This window comes from Streptomyces sp. NPDC043176, assembly GCF_056436715.1.
This window is the reverse complement of record NZ_JBWKCA010000001.1, coordinates 458,561-471,928: the sequence shown is the minus strand read 5'-3', so window position 1 is coordinate 471,928 and position 13,368 is coordinate 458,561. Positions and strand designations below refer to the sequence as shown.

The 13,368-nt window shown below is 70.3% G+C and carries 14 protein-coding genes; 6 read left to right on the top strand and 8 right to left on the bottom strand.

Annotated features, from left to right (window positions below; all coding sequences use genetic code 11):
• Positions 1 to 91 precede the first annotated feature (91 nt).
• The 3 genes from AC067A_RS02115 to AC067A_RS02105 are packed head-to-tail and all read left to right on the top strand — an operon-like array spanning position 92 to position 2,209.
• Positions 92 to 865 (top strand): ABC transporter ATP-binding protein, encoded by a 774-nt coding sequence (locus AC067A_RS02115; protein ID WP_478613506.1) that lies wholly within the window; start codon positions 92 to 94, stop codon positions 863 to 865.
• Positions 866 to 873: 8 nt separating this feature from the next.
• On the top strand, positions 874 to 1,623 hold the full coding sequence (locus AC067A_RS02110) for an ABC transporter permease (protein WP_478613231.1): 750 nt from the start codon (positions 874 to 876) through the stop codon (positions 1,621 to 1,623).
• Between the two features lie 13 nt (positions 1,624 to 1,636).
• On the top strand, positions 1,637 to 2,209 hold the full coding sequence (locus AC067A_RS02105; RefSeq protein WP_478613228.1) for a cob(I)yrinic acid a,c-diamide adenosyltransferase: 573 nt from the start codon (positions 1,637 to 1,639) through the stop codon (positions 2,207 to 2,209).
• On the opposite strand, the gene AC067A_RS02100 is transcribed toward AC067A_RS02105, so the two are convergent.
• Positions 2,126 to 2,749, bottom strand: coding sequence for a hypothetical protein (locus AC067A_RS02100; protein WP_478613226.1), 624 nt, complete (start codon positions 2,747 to 2,749; stop codon positions 2,126 to 2,128). The two genes, AC067A_RS02105 and AC067A_RS02100, sit on opposite strands and share 84 nt — an antisense overlap.
• A gap of 162 nt (positions 2,750 to 2,911) precedes the next feature.
• Between AC067A_RS02100 and AC067A_RS02095 the strand changes: the two genes are divergently transcribed.
• The 3 genes from AC067A_RS02095 to AC067A_RS02085 all read left to right on the top strand — a co-directional run bounded on the left by AC067A_RS02095 (position 2,912) and on the right by AC067A_RS02085 (position 6,729).
• A complete protein-coding gene (locus tag AC067A_RS02095) occupies positions 2,912 to 4,108 on the top strand; it encodes a sensor histidine kinase (RefSeq protein ID WP_478613223.1) in 1,197 nt (398 codons plus the stop codon).
• Complete coding sequence (locus AC067A_RS02090) at positions 4,105 to 4,758, top strand: response regulator (protein WP_478613221.1); 654 nt, start codon at positions 4,105 to 4,107, stop codon at positions 4,756 to 4,758. Before AC067A_RS02095 ends, AC067A_RS02090 begins: the two co-directional genes overlap by 4 nt.
• Positions 4,759 to 4,881: 123 nt before the next feature.
• Positions 4,882 to 6,729 (top strand): glycosyl hydrolase family 18 protein, encoded by a 1,848-nt coding sequence (locus tag AC067A_RS02085; RefSeq protein WP_478613218.1) that lies wholly within the window; start codon positions 4,882 to 4,884, stop codon positions 6,727 to 6,729.
• Between the two features lie 62 nt (positions 6,730 to 6,791).
• On the opposite strand, the gene AC067A_RS02080 is transcribed toward AC067A_RS02085, so the two are convergent.
• The 7 genes from AC067A_RS02080 to AC067A_RS02050 form a co-directional block, all read right to left on the bottom strand.
• Positions 6,792 to 7,238: a DUF2550 domain-containing protein gene (locus tag AC067A_RS02080; protein WP_453513719.1), complete on the bottom strand. Its 447-nt coding sequence runs from the start codon at positions 7,236 to 7,238 to the stop codon at positions 6,792 to 6,794.
• Positions 7,239 to 7,384: 146 nt separating this feature from the next.
• Positions 7,385 to 7,759, bottom strand: a complete 375-nt coding sequence (locus tag AC067A_RS02075; protein WP_478613213.1) for a F0F1 ATP synthase subunit epsilon — start codon at positions 7,757 to 7,759, stop codon at positions 7,385 to 7,387.
• 112 nt (positions 7,760 to 7,871) lie between these two features.
• A complete protein-coding gene (gene atpD / locus AC067A_RS02070) occupies positions 7,872 to 9,314 on the bottom strand; it encodes a F0F1 ATP synthase subunit beta (RefSeq protein WP_017236133.1) in 1,443 nt (480 codons plus the stop codon).
• On the bottom strand, positions 9,314 to 10,231 hold the full coding sequence (locus AC067A_RS02065; protein ID WP_017236134.1) for a F0F1 ATP synthase subunit gamma: 918 nt from the start codon (positions 10,229 to 10,231) through the stop codon (positions 9,314 to 9,316). The genes atpD and AC067A_RS02065 overlap by 1 nt, the downstream gene beginning before the upstream one ends.
• A 20-nt stretch (positions 10,232 to 10,251) precedes the next feature.
• A complete protein-coding gene (gene atpA / locus AC067A_RS02060; protein ID WP_478613209.1) occupies positions 10,252 to 11,850 on the bottom strand; it encodes a F0F1 ATP synthase subunit alpha in 1,599 nt (532 codons plus the stop codon).
• A gap of 140 nt (positions 11,851 to 11,990) precedes the next feature.
• Positions 11,991 to 12,806, bottom strand: coding sequence for a F0F1 ATP synthase subunit delta (locus AC067A_RS02055; RefSeq protein WP_478613207.1), 816 nt, complete (start codon positions 12,804 to 12,806; stop codon positions 11,991 to 11,993).
• Positions 12,803 to 13,348 (bottom strand): F0F1 ATP synthase subunit B, encoded by a 546-nt coding sequence (locus tag AC067A_RS02050; RefSeq protein WP_478613205.1) that lies wholly within the window; start codon positions 13,346 to 13,348, stop codon positions 12,803 to 12,805. Before AC067A_RS02050 ends, AC067A_RS02055 begins: the two co-directional genes overlap by 4 nt.
• Positions 13,349 to 13,368: the final 20 nt, after the last annotated feature.

Genomic DNA, 13,368 nt, shown 5'->3' with positions numbered 1-13,368 from the left:
TCCTAGGCAATCCTAGGCTCGCTGAAATATGAGAGCCACTGAATTTTTGGAGACGTTGCAAAATTTAAGAGACTCTGTTTTCGTGGTCGTCATGCCACTCATCAGCACGGCCGGGCTCGCCCGGACCTTCACCGGCAGGAACGGCCCCGTCGAGGCCGTCCGCGGCATCGACCTCACCGTCGAACCCGGCGAGATCGTGGGCCTCCTGGGCCCCAACGGCGCCGGCAAGACGACCACCCTGCGGATGCTCACCACGCTCCTCGCCCCCACCGGGGGCGTCGCCACCGTCGCCGGCCACGACCTCGTCGAGGACCCGGCCGCCGTCCGCCGCCGCATCGGGTACGTCGCCCAGTCCGGCGGCCTCGACCCCCAGGAGACCGTCCGCTCCGAACTCGTCACCCAGGGCCGGCTCTACGGGATGCCCCGGGCGCGCGCGGCGGCCCGCGCCGAGGAGCTCGCCGCCGACCTCGGCCTGACCGAGCTCCTCGACCGCCGGACCCCGGCCCTCTCCGGCGGCCAGCGCCGCAGGGTCGACCTCGCGATGGGCCTCACCCACCGGCCGGAGCTCCTCTTCCTCGACGAGCCGACGACCGGCCTCGACCCCGCCGGCCGCGCCGACCTGTGGGCGCTGGTCCGGCGGCTGCGCGACACGCACGGCACGACCGTCGTGCTCACCACCCACTACCTCGACGAGGCCGACGCCCTGGCCGACCGGCTCGTGATCGTCGATCGCGGCACGGTCGTCGCCGAGGGCAGCCCCGCCGCACTCAAGGCCGCGCACGGCGTGGCCACCCTCCAGGAGGCGTTCCTCGCCGTCACCGGGCGCGGCCCGGCCCCCGTCGACACCGCCCCCGTAGCCGTCTAGGACCCCGGATGCTCCTCCACGACACCGCACTCGTCTTCGGGCGGTACGCCCGCCAGACCCTGCGCTCCCCCTTCCAGATCTTCTTCGGCGCCCTGATGCCGCTGCTCTACCTGCTCCTCTTCGGGCCGCTGCTCACCGGACTCCCGCTGGGACGCGAGGGCGACTCCTGGCAGATCCTCGTCCCCGGCCTGCTCCTCCAACTCGGCCTCTTCGGAGCCTCGTTCGCCGGCTTCTCGCTCATCATGGAGAAGGACTGGGGAGTGTTCGACCGGATGCGGGTCACCCCGGTGAGCCGGCTCGGCCTGCTCCTCGGGCGGATCCTGCGCGACGCGGCGCTCTTCGTCTTCCAGGCCGTGCTGCTGGTCCTGGCGGCGATCCCGATGGGCCTGCGGGCGCCGGTGGCCGGCGTCCTCGTCGGCTTCGGCTTCGTCGCCCTGCTCTCCGCGGCGCTCGCCGCCCTCTCGTACACCCTGGCCCTCAGGCTCCCCAGCCCGCAGGAGTTCGGCCCGGCGATCAACACGCTCGCCATGCCCGCGATGCTGCTGTCGGGCCTGATGCTGCCGATGGCCCTCGCCCCCGGCTGGCTGGACGCGCTCTCCCACCTCGTGCCGTTCCGCTATCTGGTCGACGCGGTGCGGGAGGCGTACATCGGCCACTACACGACCCCGGCCATGCTGTACGGCGTCCTCGTCGCCCTCGGGACGACGGCGCTGGCCGTGACGGTCGGCACACGGACGTTCCGGAGCGCCGGTGCGTAACTAGGCTGGTCCCATGGTCAATCTGACGCGCATCTACACCCGTACCGGCGACCAGGGCACGACGGCCCTCGGCGACATGAGCAGGACCGCCAAGACGGACCTGCGGATCTCGGCGTACGCCGACGCCAACGAGGCCAACGCCGCCATCGGCACGGCCGTCGCCCTCGGGCGGCTCGACGAGGAGGTCGTGAAGGTCCTCGTCCGCGTCCAGAACGACCTGTTCGACGTCGGCGCGGACCTCTGCACCCCGGTGGTGGAGGACCCGGAGTACCCGCCGCTCCGGGTCGAGCAGAGCTACGTCGACAAGCTGGAGGCCGACTGCGACCGCTTCCTGGAGGGCCTGGAGAAGCTGCGCTCCTTCATCCTGCCCGGCGGCACGCCCGGTGCGGCACTGCTGCACCAGGCGTGCACGGTGGTCCGGCGGGCGGAGCGCTCCACCTGGGCCGCCCTGGAGGCGCACGGCGAGACGATGAACGCCCTGACCGCCACGTACCTCAACCGGCTATCGGACCTGCTCTTCATCCTTGCCCGGACGGCGAACAAGGAGGTCGGCGACGTCCTCTGGGTCCCGGGCGGGGACCGCTGACCCGCCGGTCGGCGGCTTCTTCGGCCAGATCGCGTAGCTGAGCGCGATCAGGCCGTGGATGCCGACCGCCCGCCAGGCGAAGAAGATCCAGCTCCGCAGCGACCCGGTGTCCCCGTCGTCGCCGACGTACCAGGCGGCGAGGAGCAGCAGACCGGAGGCGACGGCGGCGGCGACGACCGAGCCGAGCCAGATCTCGCCCTCGTGACGGGCGCGCGCCCTGCCGTACCGCGGCGGGCCGACGGGCGGCGGCGCGCCGCCGAAGCGGCGGGCGGCATGGCCGTCGAGCCACTTCACCGTCCGGTGGCCGTGGCCGACGGTGTAGCCGATGTAGACGGCGGCGAGGCCGTGCTTCCAGCTGGGGTCGGCCCCGTTCTTGAGGTCGATCGCGGTGACGACGAGGAGCAGGACCTCCAGGAGCGGCTCGCACAGGAGGAGCGCCATGCCCAGTCGGGGCATCCGCAGCAGGTAGCGAGCGCCGAGCCCGGCGGCGAGCAGGACCCAGAAACCGACCTCGCAGACGACGATCAGCGTGACGATCACGACGGTTCCCCTTTCGGTTCCCCCTCAGCGTCCCGTGCCGCCGGGCCCGGTTCGTCGTCGCCGTTGAGGAAGTCCGCCTACATCCTTCGGCGGAGACGGGCGGCGGCGCGGATCGGCCCGGACGAGGAGGTCCCGGCCCTCGGGGGCGTGTTGGATGGGTACGTGACACTCCCCCGCCCGCACCGCACCGACCTGCTCATCGCCCTCTCGGGGCTCGCCTGCGGGCTGCTCCTGTGGTCGTACGGTCTCTACACGACGGGCGACCGCGTCTTCGACCAGCGGTGGGCGGCGCTGGTGCCGCTCGTGGTGATGTCCGCGACGGAGGTGGTGCGCCGGACGCTGCCGCAGACCGCGCTGACCGTCGCCACCCTCGCGATCACGGCGGACCAGTTCACCAACGGGAACCTGCTCACGGTCCTGATGTTCACGGACGTGGTCTACGCGGCCGTCGTGTACGGCTCCCCCGCGGCGGCCCGCCGCATCCCCTACACCACGGCGCTGATCACGGTCGGTGTGACGGTCGGCTTCCTCGTCTGGTGGCAGAACGCCATCGCGCTCCTCGTCGGGGTGGTCACGGGCATGCTCTCGTTCCTGCCCGCGGTGACCGGCGCGATCGTCCGCAACCACCGGGAGGCGGCGGAGGCGGCCCGGCTGCGGGCCGAGCAGACGGCGCTGCTGGCCGAGATGGACCGGGCGCAGGCGGTGGTGGCCGAGCGCGCCCGGATGGCGCGCGAGCTGCACGACATGGTGGCCAACCACCTCTCGGCGATCGCCATCCACTCCACGGCGGCGCTCTCGCTCGACGAGCCGGCCACCACCCGGCAGGCGCTGACCGTGATCCGGGAGAACAGCGTGGCGGGCCTGGCGGAGATGCGGCGGCTCATCGGTCTCCTCCGGGACAGCAGCGGGGACGCGGAGCCGGCCGCCGCACCCACGCTCGCCGGTGTGGACGCCCTGATCGCGCAGGCGCGCGCGAACGGGGGGTCGAGCGGGCTGGTCTTCGCCCTGGTCGACACCCGGGAGCAGGCGAACGGCCTGCCGGCGCCGGTGGAGCTGGCCGCGTACAGGATCGTGCAGGAGTCCCTGACCAACGCCCTGAAGCACGCGGCGCCGGGCGAGGTCCGGGTGGCGCTCTCCCGCCCGCCGGGGGCGCTGACGGTCGAGGTGACGAGTCGGTGCGGGGAACGTCCCGGCCCGACCGCGCCCGGTTCGGGGGCGGGTCTGGTGGGGATGCGGGAACGGGTGGCCCTGCTCGGCGGGGTCTTCGAGGCGGGTCCGGTGGCGGACGACGAGGGAAGCGAACGGTGGCGGGTGCGGGCGGAACTGCCGGTGGCCGCGAGCGACGAGGAGCGGGCATGACGGTGCGGGTGGTGGTCGCCGAGGACCAGAGCGCGGTACGGGCGGGGCTGGTGCTCATCCTGGGCAGCACCCCGGACATCGAGGTGGTCGGGGAGGCGGCCGACGGGGAGCGGGCCGTCGAGCTGGCGCGCGAACTCCGTCCGGACCTGGTCCTGATGGACGTGCAGATGCCCCGGATGGACGGTGTGACGGCGACGGGGATCGTGGTCGCGGAGGGCCTGGCGGACGTCCTGGTGCTGACCACCTTCGATCTGGACGCGTACGTGTTCGGGGCGCTGCGCGCCGGGGCGGCCGGCTTCCTGCTCAAGAACGCGGACGCGCGCGAGCTGATCGAGGCGGTGCGGACGGTGGCGCGCGGCGAGGGCCTGATCGCCCCGGCGGTGACGCGGCGGCTCATCGCGGAGTTCGCCGCGACCGGGCGGCCGGCGCGGGCGTCCTCGGGAACGGATCCCGCCGTGCTGGAGGCGCTGACGCCCCGGGAGCGCGAGGTGCTGTCCGCGTTGGGCGGCGGGCTGTCGAACGCGGAGATCGCCGTACGGCTGGACATGGCGGAGGCGACGGTGAAGACGCACGTCAGCAAGGTCCTGGGGAAGCTGGGGCTGAAGAGCAGGGTCCAAGCGGCGGTGCTGGCACAGGAGTTGGGGGTCTGACCCGAGAACGCCGACGTTGGTCTGGACCTCTTGACGATTGGTCCAGACCTTCCTACGCTCGCGGGGCGCGCGCATCTTCACGGACCACCCCCACCTTGTCCGTCCGCAACTTGAGGAGCACCGTTGAGCACTCAAGCACCGACGCGCAGATCAGGGTTCAGACGCCGGGCCGCCGCCGGCCTGACCGCCCTGATCCTGCCGCTGGCCGCCATGGTCGGCCTCGCCACCCCCGCCGAAGCGGCCACCTCGGCCACGGCGACCTACACGAAGACGTCCGACTGGGGCACCGGCTTCGGCGCCAACTGGACCATCAAGAACACCGGCACCACCACCATCAGCTCCTGGACCGTCGAGTGGGACTACCCCGCCGGCACCTCGGTCACCTCCGCCTGGGACGCCACCGTCACCAGCTCCGGCACCCACTGGACCGCCAAGAACGTCGGCTGGAACGGCACCCTCGCCCCCGGCGCCTCCGTCTCCTTCGGCTACAACGGCGCAGGCCCGGGCGCGCCGAGCGGCTGTAAGATCAACGGCGCCGCCTGCGACGGCACCACCCAGCCCGGCGACAACCCGCCCTCGGCCCCCGGCACGCCCGTCGCCTCCGGCATCACCGACACCTCGGCGAAGCTCACCTGGCCCGCGGCCACCGACGACAAGGGCGTCAAGAACTACGACGTCCTGCGCGACGGCACCAGGATCGCCACGGTCACCGGCCTCACCCACACCGACCAGGGCCTCACCGCCGGCACCGACTACAGCTACACGGTCGTCGCCCGCGACACCGCCGACCAGACCGGCCCCGCCGCCGGCCCGGTCGCCGTCCGCACCACCGGCGGCGGCGGAGGCCAGCCCCTGCCGAACGCCGTGAAGATGGGCTACTTCACCAACTGGGGCGTCTACGGCCGCAACTACCACGTGAAGAACATCGTGACCTCGGGCTCCGCGTCCAAGATCACGCACATCAACTACGCCTTCGGCAACGTCCAGGGCGGCAAGTGCACCATCGGCGACGCCTACGCCGACTACGACAAGGCCTACACCGCCGACCAGTCCGTCGACGGCGTCGCCGACACCTGGGACCAGCCGCTGCGCGGCAACTTCAACCAGCTCCGCAAGCTGAAGAAGGCCTACCCGAACATCAAGGTCCTCTGGTCCTTCGGCGGCTGGACCTGGTCCGGCGGCTTCGGCCAGGCCGTGCAGAACCCGACCGCCTTCGCGCAGTCCTGCTACGACCTGATCGAGGACCCGCGCTGGGCCGACGTCTTCGACGGCATCGACCTGGACTGGGAGTACCCCAACGCCTGCGGCCTCAGCTGCGACACCAGCGGCCCCGCGGCCTTCAAGAACATGATGCAGGCGATGCGCGCCAAGTTCGGCGCCAACTACCTCGTCACCGCGGCCGTCACGGCCGACGGCTCCGCCGGCGGCAAGATCGACGCCACCGACTACGCGGGCGCCGCGCAGTACATGAACTGGTTCAACGTCATGACGTACGACTTCTTCGGCGCCTGGGCGGCCCAGGGCCCGACGGCCCCGCACTCCCCGCTCACCTCGTACGCCGGCATCCCGCAGGCGGGCTTCAACTCCGCCGACGCGATCGCCAAGTTCAAGGCGCAGGGCGTCCCGGCCAAGAAGCTGCTGCTCGGCATCGGCTTCTACGGGCGCGGCTGGACCGGCGTCACCCAGGCGACCCCCGGCGGCACGGCGACCGGCCCCGCGCCGGGCACCTACGAGCAGGGCATCGAGGACTACAAGGTGCTGAAGAACTCCTGCCCGTCCACCGGCACCATCGCGGGCACGGCGTACGCCAAGTGCGGCAGCAACTGGTGGAGCTACGACACCCCGGCCACGGTCACGTCCAAGATGGGCTGGGCGAAGAACCAGGGCCTGGGCGGCGCGTTCTTCTGGGAGTTCAGCGGTGACGCCGGCAACGGCGAGCTCGTCGGCGCCATCAACACCGGCCTGAACTAGCCCCTCCGGGAAAACGCCGAAGCGGGGGACGGTGCAGCACGCCGTCCCCCGCTTCTCACGTCCTACGCGACGTTCACCCGTTGCCCGGGAGGCGCCGCCTCGAGCCAGGCCATGAAGCCGGTGCGGGCGTCCTCGCTCATCGCGAGCTCCAGCCGCACTCCCTCGTACATGCAGGGCTGGATCACCGCGTCGGAGAGCAGCGCGAGCTCCTCCTCGCCCTCCGGCATCCGGCGCTCCAGGGCCACGATGGACGAGCGCTCGAGCACCCGGCGCGGGCGGGGCGCGTACGAGAAGACACGGAACCAGGCGATCTCGTCACCGCTGTAGCGGGCGACGCCGTACACCCAGCCCTTGCCGGTCGGATCCGGCTCGTCGGGGATGTCCCAGCGCAGGGAACAGTCGAAGGTGCCGCCGGCACGCTGGATCAGTCTCCGGCGCAAGCCGAAGACGAAGAGCCCGATCACCACCAGTGCGACGACCAGGCCGCACACGAGCAGAGCGAGGAACATCTTCACCGACCTCCTCGCTGCGTCCCGTAGCCGGCACGGCCGGCAGAACCGAATACAACCTGCATATGCATCGCCTCAGCCGCGGCACGGTCCGGAATCATCCGGACCGTGCCGCGGCTGAGGGCACTACCAGTCGGTGCGGACCGTCAGCGGACCGACACCGCGCGCAGCCGGACCTCGGCGCGCCGCTCGGCGGCGGCGTCCTCGCCCGTCTTCGCACGCTCCAGCGCGCGCTCGGCGCGCTGGGCGTCGATCTCGTCCGCCAGCTCGCAGATCTCCGCGAGCAGAGACAGCTTGTCGTCGGCGAACGAGATGAATCCGCCGTGGACGGCGGCGACGACGGTCCCGCCCTCACTCGTACGGATGGTCACCGGGCCCGACTCCAGCACACCGAGCAGCGGCTGGTGGCCGGGCATGACGCCGATGTCGCCGGAGGTGGTACGCGCGATGACCAGGGTGGCCTCGCCGGACCAGACACTCCGGTCCGCGGCGACCAGCTCGACGTGCAGCTCAGCAGCCAAGGGTGGCTCCTCGGGTCACCACCCGGCGGTCGTGCCGGGTGTTGGGGTCAATTCTAGGGGGCGTGGTGAGGGGGGCGGGACGGATCCCGCCCCCCTCGGGCGAGCACGGGGCTCAGGAGACGCCGAGCTCCTTGGCGTTGTTCTTGAGGTCCTCAAGACCACCGCACATGAAGAACGCCTGCTCGGGGAAGTGGTCGTACTCACCGTCGCAGATCGCGTTGAACGCGGCGATCGACTCGTCGAGCGGAACGTCCGAACCGTCCACACCGGTGAACTGCTTCGCCGCGTGGGTGTTCTGGGACAGGAAGCGCTCGACACGGCGGGCGCGGTGGACAACGAGCTTGTCCTCCTCGCTCAGCTCGTCGATACCGAGGATCGCGATGATGTCCTGGAGGTCCTTGTACTTCTGCAGGATTCCCTTGACGCGCGTGGCGGCGTCGTAGTGGTCCTGCGCGATGTAGCGCGGGTCCAGGATCCGGGACGTGGAGTCCAGCGGGTCCACGGCCGGGTAGATGCCCTTCTCGGAGATCGGACGGGAGAGAACCGTCGTCGCGTCGAGGTGGGCGAAGGTGGTAGCCGGAGCCGGGTCGGTCAGGTCGTCCGCGGGGACGTAGATCGCCTGCATCGAGGTGATCGAGTGACCACGGGTCGACGTGATGCGCTCCTGGAGGAGACCCATCTCGTCGGCCAGGTTCGGCTGGTAACCCACCGCGGAGGGCATGCGGCCGAGCAGCGTGGAGACCTCGGAACCGGCCTGGGTGAAGCGGAAGATGTTGTCGATGAAGAACAGCACGTCCTGCTTCTGCACATCGCGGAAGTACTCCGCCATGGTCAGACCGGCGAGGGCCACGCGCAGACGGGTGCCCGGGGGCTCGTCCATCTGGCCGAAGACCAGCGCGGTCTTGTCGAGAACGCCGGCCTCCTCCATCTCGACCATGAGGTCGTTGCCCTCACGGGTGCGCTCGCCGACGCCCGCGAAGACGGAGACACCGTCGTGCAGCTTGGCCACACGGACGATCATCTCCTGGATCAGAACGGTCTTGCCGACACCGGCACCACCGAACAGACCGATCTTTCCACCCTTGACGTACGGGGTGAGGAGGTCGACGACCTTCAGGCCGGTCTCGAACATCTCGGTCTTGGACTCGAGCTGGTCGAAGGCCGGGGCCTTGCGGTGGATCGTCCAGCGCGGCGCGTCGGCCACGGTGGACTCGTCGGCGTTCAGCACCTGGCCCAGCGTGTTGAACACGCGGCCCTTGGTGGCGTCACCGACCGGGACGGTGATGCCCGTGCCCGTGTCGGTCACCGGGGCCTGGCGGACCAGACCGTCGGTGGGCTGCATGGAGATGGTGCGGACGACGCCGTCACCGAGGTGCTGGGCGACCTCGAGGGTCAGCGTCTTGGTCGCGCCCTCCTCGGCCGGGTCCGGAACCTCGACGTTCAGCGCGTTGTAGATCTCCGGCATCGCGTCGACGGGGAACTCCACGTCGACGACCGGGCCGATGACCCGGGCGACGCGGCCCGTGGCGGCGGCCGTCTCAACAGTGGTCGTCATTACTTGTCACTCCCCGCGGTCGCGTCGGCCAGGGCTGCGGTGCCACCGACGATCTCGCTGATTTCCTGGGTGATTTCGGCCTGGCGGGCCGCGTTGGCAAGTCGGGAGAGGTTGTTGATCAAGTCTCCCGCGTTGTCGGTCGCCGACTTCATCGCGCGGCGCGTGGCGGCGTGCTTGGAGGCGGCCGACTGGAGCAGCGCGTTGTAGATCCGGCTCTCGACGTACCGGGGCAGCAGGGCGTCGAGGACGTCCTCCGCCGACGGCTCGAAGTCGTACAGCGGACGGAGCGTGTCCGTGTCGCCGGCCTCCTTCGCCACCTCGTCGAGGCTGAGGGGCAGCAGCCGGGCCTCGACCGCCGTCTGCGTCATCATCGAGACGAACTCGGTGTAGACGATGTGGAGCTCGTCCACGCCGCCCTCCGCCGTGTCCTTCTCGATCGCCTCGATCAGCGGAGCCGCGATCGTCTTGGCGTCGCCGTACGACGGCTGGTCCGTGAACCCGGTCCACGTGCCGGCCAGCTTCCGCTCACGGAAGTTGTAGTGCGCGATGCCACGACGGCCGACGACGTAGATCGTGACCTCGCGACCTTCCGCCTCGAGCTTCGCCGTCAGCTTCTCCGCCGCCTTGATGGCGTTGGAGTTGAAGGCACCGGCCAGACCGCGGTCGCTCGAGAGGAGCAGGACCGCGGCGCGGACCGGGTTCTCCGCCTCGGTGGTCAGCGGGTGCTTGTCGTTCGCACCCGTGGCCACCGCCGTGACCGCGCGCGTCAGCTCGGTCGCGTACGGAGTCGACGCCTGCACCTTGCGCTGCGCCTTGACGACACGCGAGGCGGCGATCATCTCCATCGCCTTGGTGATCTTCTTCGTCGCGGTGACGGATTTGATGCGACGCTTGTAGACCCGGAGCTGCGCTCCCATGAGTCAGGTCCCTTCCGTCGTCACTTCGAGACGTTGACGGCGGCAGGAGCGTCCTCGCCCAGCAGCTTGCCGTCAGAGGTCTCGAACTGCTTCTTGAACTCCGCGATGGCGTCACCGACGGACTGCAGGGTGTCGTCCGACATCTTGCCGCCCTCACGGATGGAGGTCATGAGACCCGAGTGGTTCTGGCGCAGGTACGCCAGGAGCTCGGCCTCGAAGCGACGGATGTCGGCGACCGGGACGTCGTCCATCTTGCCGGTGGTGCCGGCCCAGACGGAGACGACCTGGTTCTCGGTGGGCATCGGCTGGTACTGAGCCTGCTTGAGCAGCTCGACCATCCGCTGACCGCGCTCCAGCTGCGCCTTCGACGCCGCGTCCAGGTCGGAACCGAAGGCGGCGAACGCCTCCAGCTCACGGAACTGGGCGAGGTCGACACGGAGGCGACCGGAGATCTGCTTCATCGCCTTGTGCTGGGCGGAGCCACCGACACGGGAGACCGAGATACCGACGTTCAGGGCCGGACGCTGGCCGGCGTTGAACAGGTCGGACTCCAGGAAGCACTGGCCGTCGGTGATGGAGATGACGTTGGTCGGGATGAACGCCGACACGTCGTTCGCCTTGGTCTCGACGATCGGCAGACCCGTCATCGAACCGGCACCGAGCTCGTCCGAGAGCTTCGCGCAGCGCTCGAGGAGACGCGAGTGCAGGTAGAAGACGTCACCCGGGTAGGCCTCACGGCCCGGCGGGCGGCGCAGCAGCAGCGACACGGCGCGGTAGGCGTCGGCCTGCTTCGACAGGTCGTCGAAGACGATCAGGACGTGCTTGCCCTGGTACATCCAGTGCTGACCGATGGCGGAACCGGTGTACGGCGCCAGGTACTTGAAGCCGGCCGGGTCGGACGCCGGGGCGGCGACGATCGTCGTGTACTCGAGCGCGCCGGCCTCTTCCAGGGCGCCGCGAACGGACGCGATGGTCGAGCCCTTCTGGCCCACGGCGACGTAGATGCAGCGGACCTGCTTGTTCACGTCGCCCGAGCGCCAGTTGTCGCGCTGGTTGATGATCGTGTCGATGCACAGCGCGGTCTTGCCGGTCTGGCGGTCGCCGATGATCAGCTGACGCTGGCCGCGGCCGACCGGCGTCATGGCGTCGACGGCCTTGTAGCCGGTCTCCATCGGCTCGTGCACCGACTTACGGGCCATAACGCCCGGGGCCTGCAGCTCGAGGGCGCGGCGGCCCTCGGTCGCGATCTCGCCGAGACCGTCGATCGGGTTGCCGAGCGGGTCGACGACGCGACCCAGGTATCCCTCACCGACACCGACGGAGAGGACCTCGCCGGTGCGCTGCACCGACTGTCCCTCCTCGATACCGCTGAACTCGCCGAGGACGATCGCACCGATCTCGCGCTCTTCGAGGTTCAGCGCGAGACCGAGGGTCCCGTCCTCGAACTTCAGCAGCTCGTTCGCCATGGCCGAGGGAAGACCCTCGATCTTCGCGATACCGTCACCGGCCAGGCTGACCGTGCCGACCTCCTCGCGCGAGGCCGCGTCCGGCTGGTACGACTGGACAAAGTTCTCCAGTGCGTCCCGGATCTCCTCCGGCCGGATCGTGAGCTCCGCCATCTGGGTTCCCTGCTCTCCTTGTTGGGCCCGAAGTTTCTTAAGGGGTCTGGGGGCCGACCCCCAGGAATCTTCTGCAATCTCTGCACGGCCCAACCGGGCCGCTGGTGATGCTGTGTAGCTGTGTGCTGCGGTGGCTGCCGTCAGCCGGCCAGTCGGCGGGTCGCCTCGTCGAGGCGCTCCGCGATCGAGCCGTTGATGACCTCGTCGCCGACCTGCACGGTGATCCCGCCGAGGACCGCGGGGTCCACGTCCAGGTTCAGGTGCATCTGGCGGCCGTACAGCTTGGCCAGGACGGCACCGAGACGCTGCTTCTGCTGGTCGGACAGCGGCACCGCCGAGGTGACGACGGCGACCATCCGGTCCCGGCGCGCCGCGGCGAGCTTGGACAGGGACTCGAGTCCCGCTTCCAGGCTACGTCCCCGGGGCTGGGTCACCAGACGGACGACCAGGCGCTCGGTCGACGCGTGGGCCTTGCCGCCGAGCAGGCTGCGGAGCAGCTCGCCCTTGGCGGTGGCCGTGGCGGCCTTGTCCGTCAGCGCCGAGCGGAGCTCGTTGCTGGAGGACACGATCCGGCCGAAGCGGAACAGCTCGTCCTCGACGCCGTCGAGCGCGCCCGCCTTCTGCGCCGCGGTGAGGTCGGCGATGTTCGCCAGCTCCTCGACCGCGTCGACCAGGTCACGCGAGCGCGACCAACGGGAACGCACCATGCCCGAGACCAGGTCGACGGTCTCGCCACCCACCTGACCGCTCAGGAGTCGCTGCGCGAGCTCGGCCTTGGCCTCACCCGACTGTGCGGGGTCGGTCAGGACCCGGCGCAGCGACACCTCGCGGTGGAGCAGCGTGGTGACGGCGGCCAGCTCGTCCGCGAGCTTCGTCGCGTCGACCGACGTGTTGTCGGTCAGAGCGTCGAGGGACTCACGGGCGGCGGCCAGTGCCTCGCGGCTCGCTCCGTTCATCGGACGGCCTCGGCCTTCTCCTCGAGCTCTTCGAGGAAGCGGTCGATCGTGCGGCTCTGGCGGGCGACGTCCTCGAGGGACTCGCCGACCAGCTTGCCGGCCAGGTCGGTGGCGAGCTTGCCCACGTCCTGACGCAGCGACGCGGACGCGGCCTTGCGGTCGGCCTCGATCTGCGTGTGACCGGCCGCGATGATCTCCTCGCGCTGGCGCTGGCCCTCCGCCTTCATCTCCTGGATGATCGCGGTGCCCTGCTCCGTCGCCTCCTGGCGAAGACGCGCGGCCTCGTGGCGGGCCTCGGCGAGCTGGGCCTTGTACTGCTCCAGCACGCTCTGAGCCTCGATCTGGGCCGACTCGGCCTTCTCGATGCCACCCTCGATGGCCTCGCGGCGCTCTTCCAGAACCTTGTTGATGTTCGGGAGGAGCTTCTTGGCGAGGAACCCGAAGACGATGACGAAGGCGATCAGGCCGATGACGAGCTCGTCGAGATGCGGGATGAGCGGGGGCTGCTCCTCCGCCGCTTCCGCAAGAAGCAGAGCGTTCACATCAGTGCCTTCCGTAAAAG

Excerpts from the sequence above, each read along its gene's own strand:
- AC067A_RS02115 (WP_478613506.1), top strand. The coding sequence starts at position 92 with ATGCCACTCATCAGCACGGCCGGGCTCGCCCGGACCTTCACCGGCAGG.
- AC067A_RS02110 (WP_478613231.1), top strand. The coding sequence starts at position 874 with ATGCTCCTCCACGACACCGCACTCGTCTTCGGGCGGTACGCCCGCCAG.
- AC067A_RS02105 (WP_478613228.1), top strand. The coding sequence starts at position 1,637 with ATGGTCAATCTGACGCGCATCTACACCCGTACCGGCGACCAGGGCACG.
- AC067A_RS02090 (WP_478613221.1), top strand. The coding sequence starts at position 4,105 with ATGACGGTGCGGGTGGTGGTCGCCGAGGACCAGAGCGCGGTACGGGCG.
- AC067A_RS02080 (WP_453513719.1), bottom strand. The coding sequence starts at position 7,238 with ATGTTCCTCGCTCTGCTCGTGTGCGGCCTGGTCGTCGCACTGGTGGTG.
- atpD (WP_017236133.1), bottom strand. The coding sequence starts at position 9,314 with ATGACGACCACTGTTGAGACGGCCGCCGCCACGGGCCGCGTCGCCCGG.
- AC067A_RS02065 (WP_017236134.1), bottom strand. The coding sequence starts at position 10,231 with ATGGGAGCGCAGCTCCGGGTCTACAAGCGTCGCATCAAATCCGTCACC.
- atpA (WP_478613209.1), bottom strand. The coding sequence starts at position 11,850 with ATGGCGGAGCTCACGATCCGGCCGGAGGAGATCCGGGACGCACTGGAG.
- AC067A_RS02055 (WP_478613207.1), bottom strand. The coding sequence starts at position 12,806 with ATGAACGGAGCGAGCCGCGAGGCACTGGCCGCCGCCCGTGAGTCCCTC.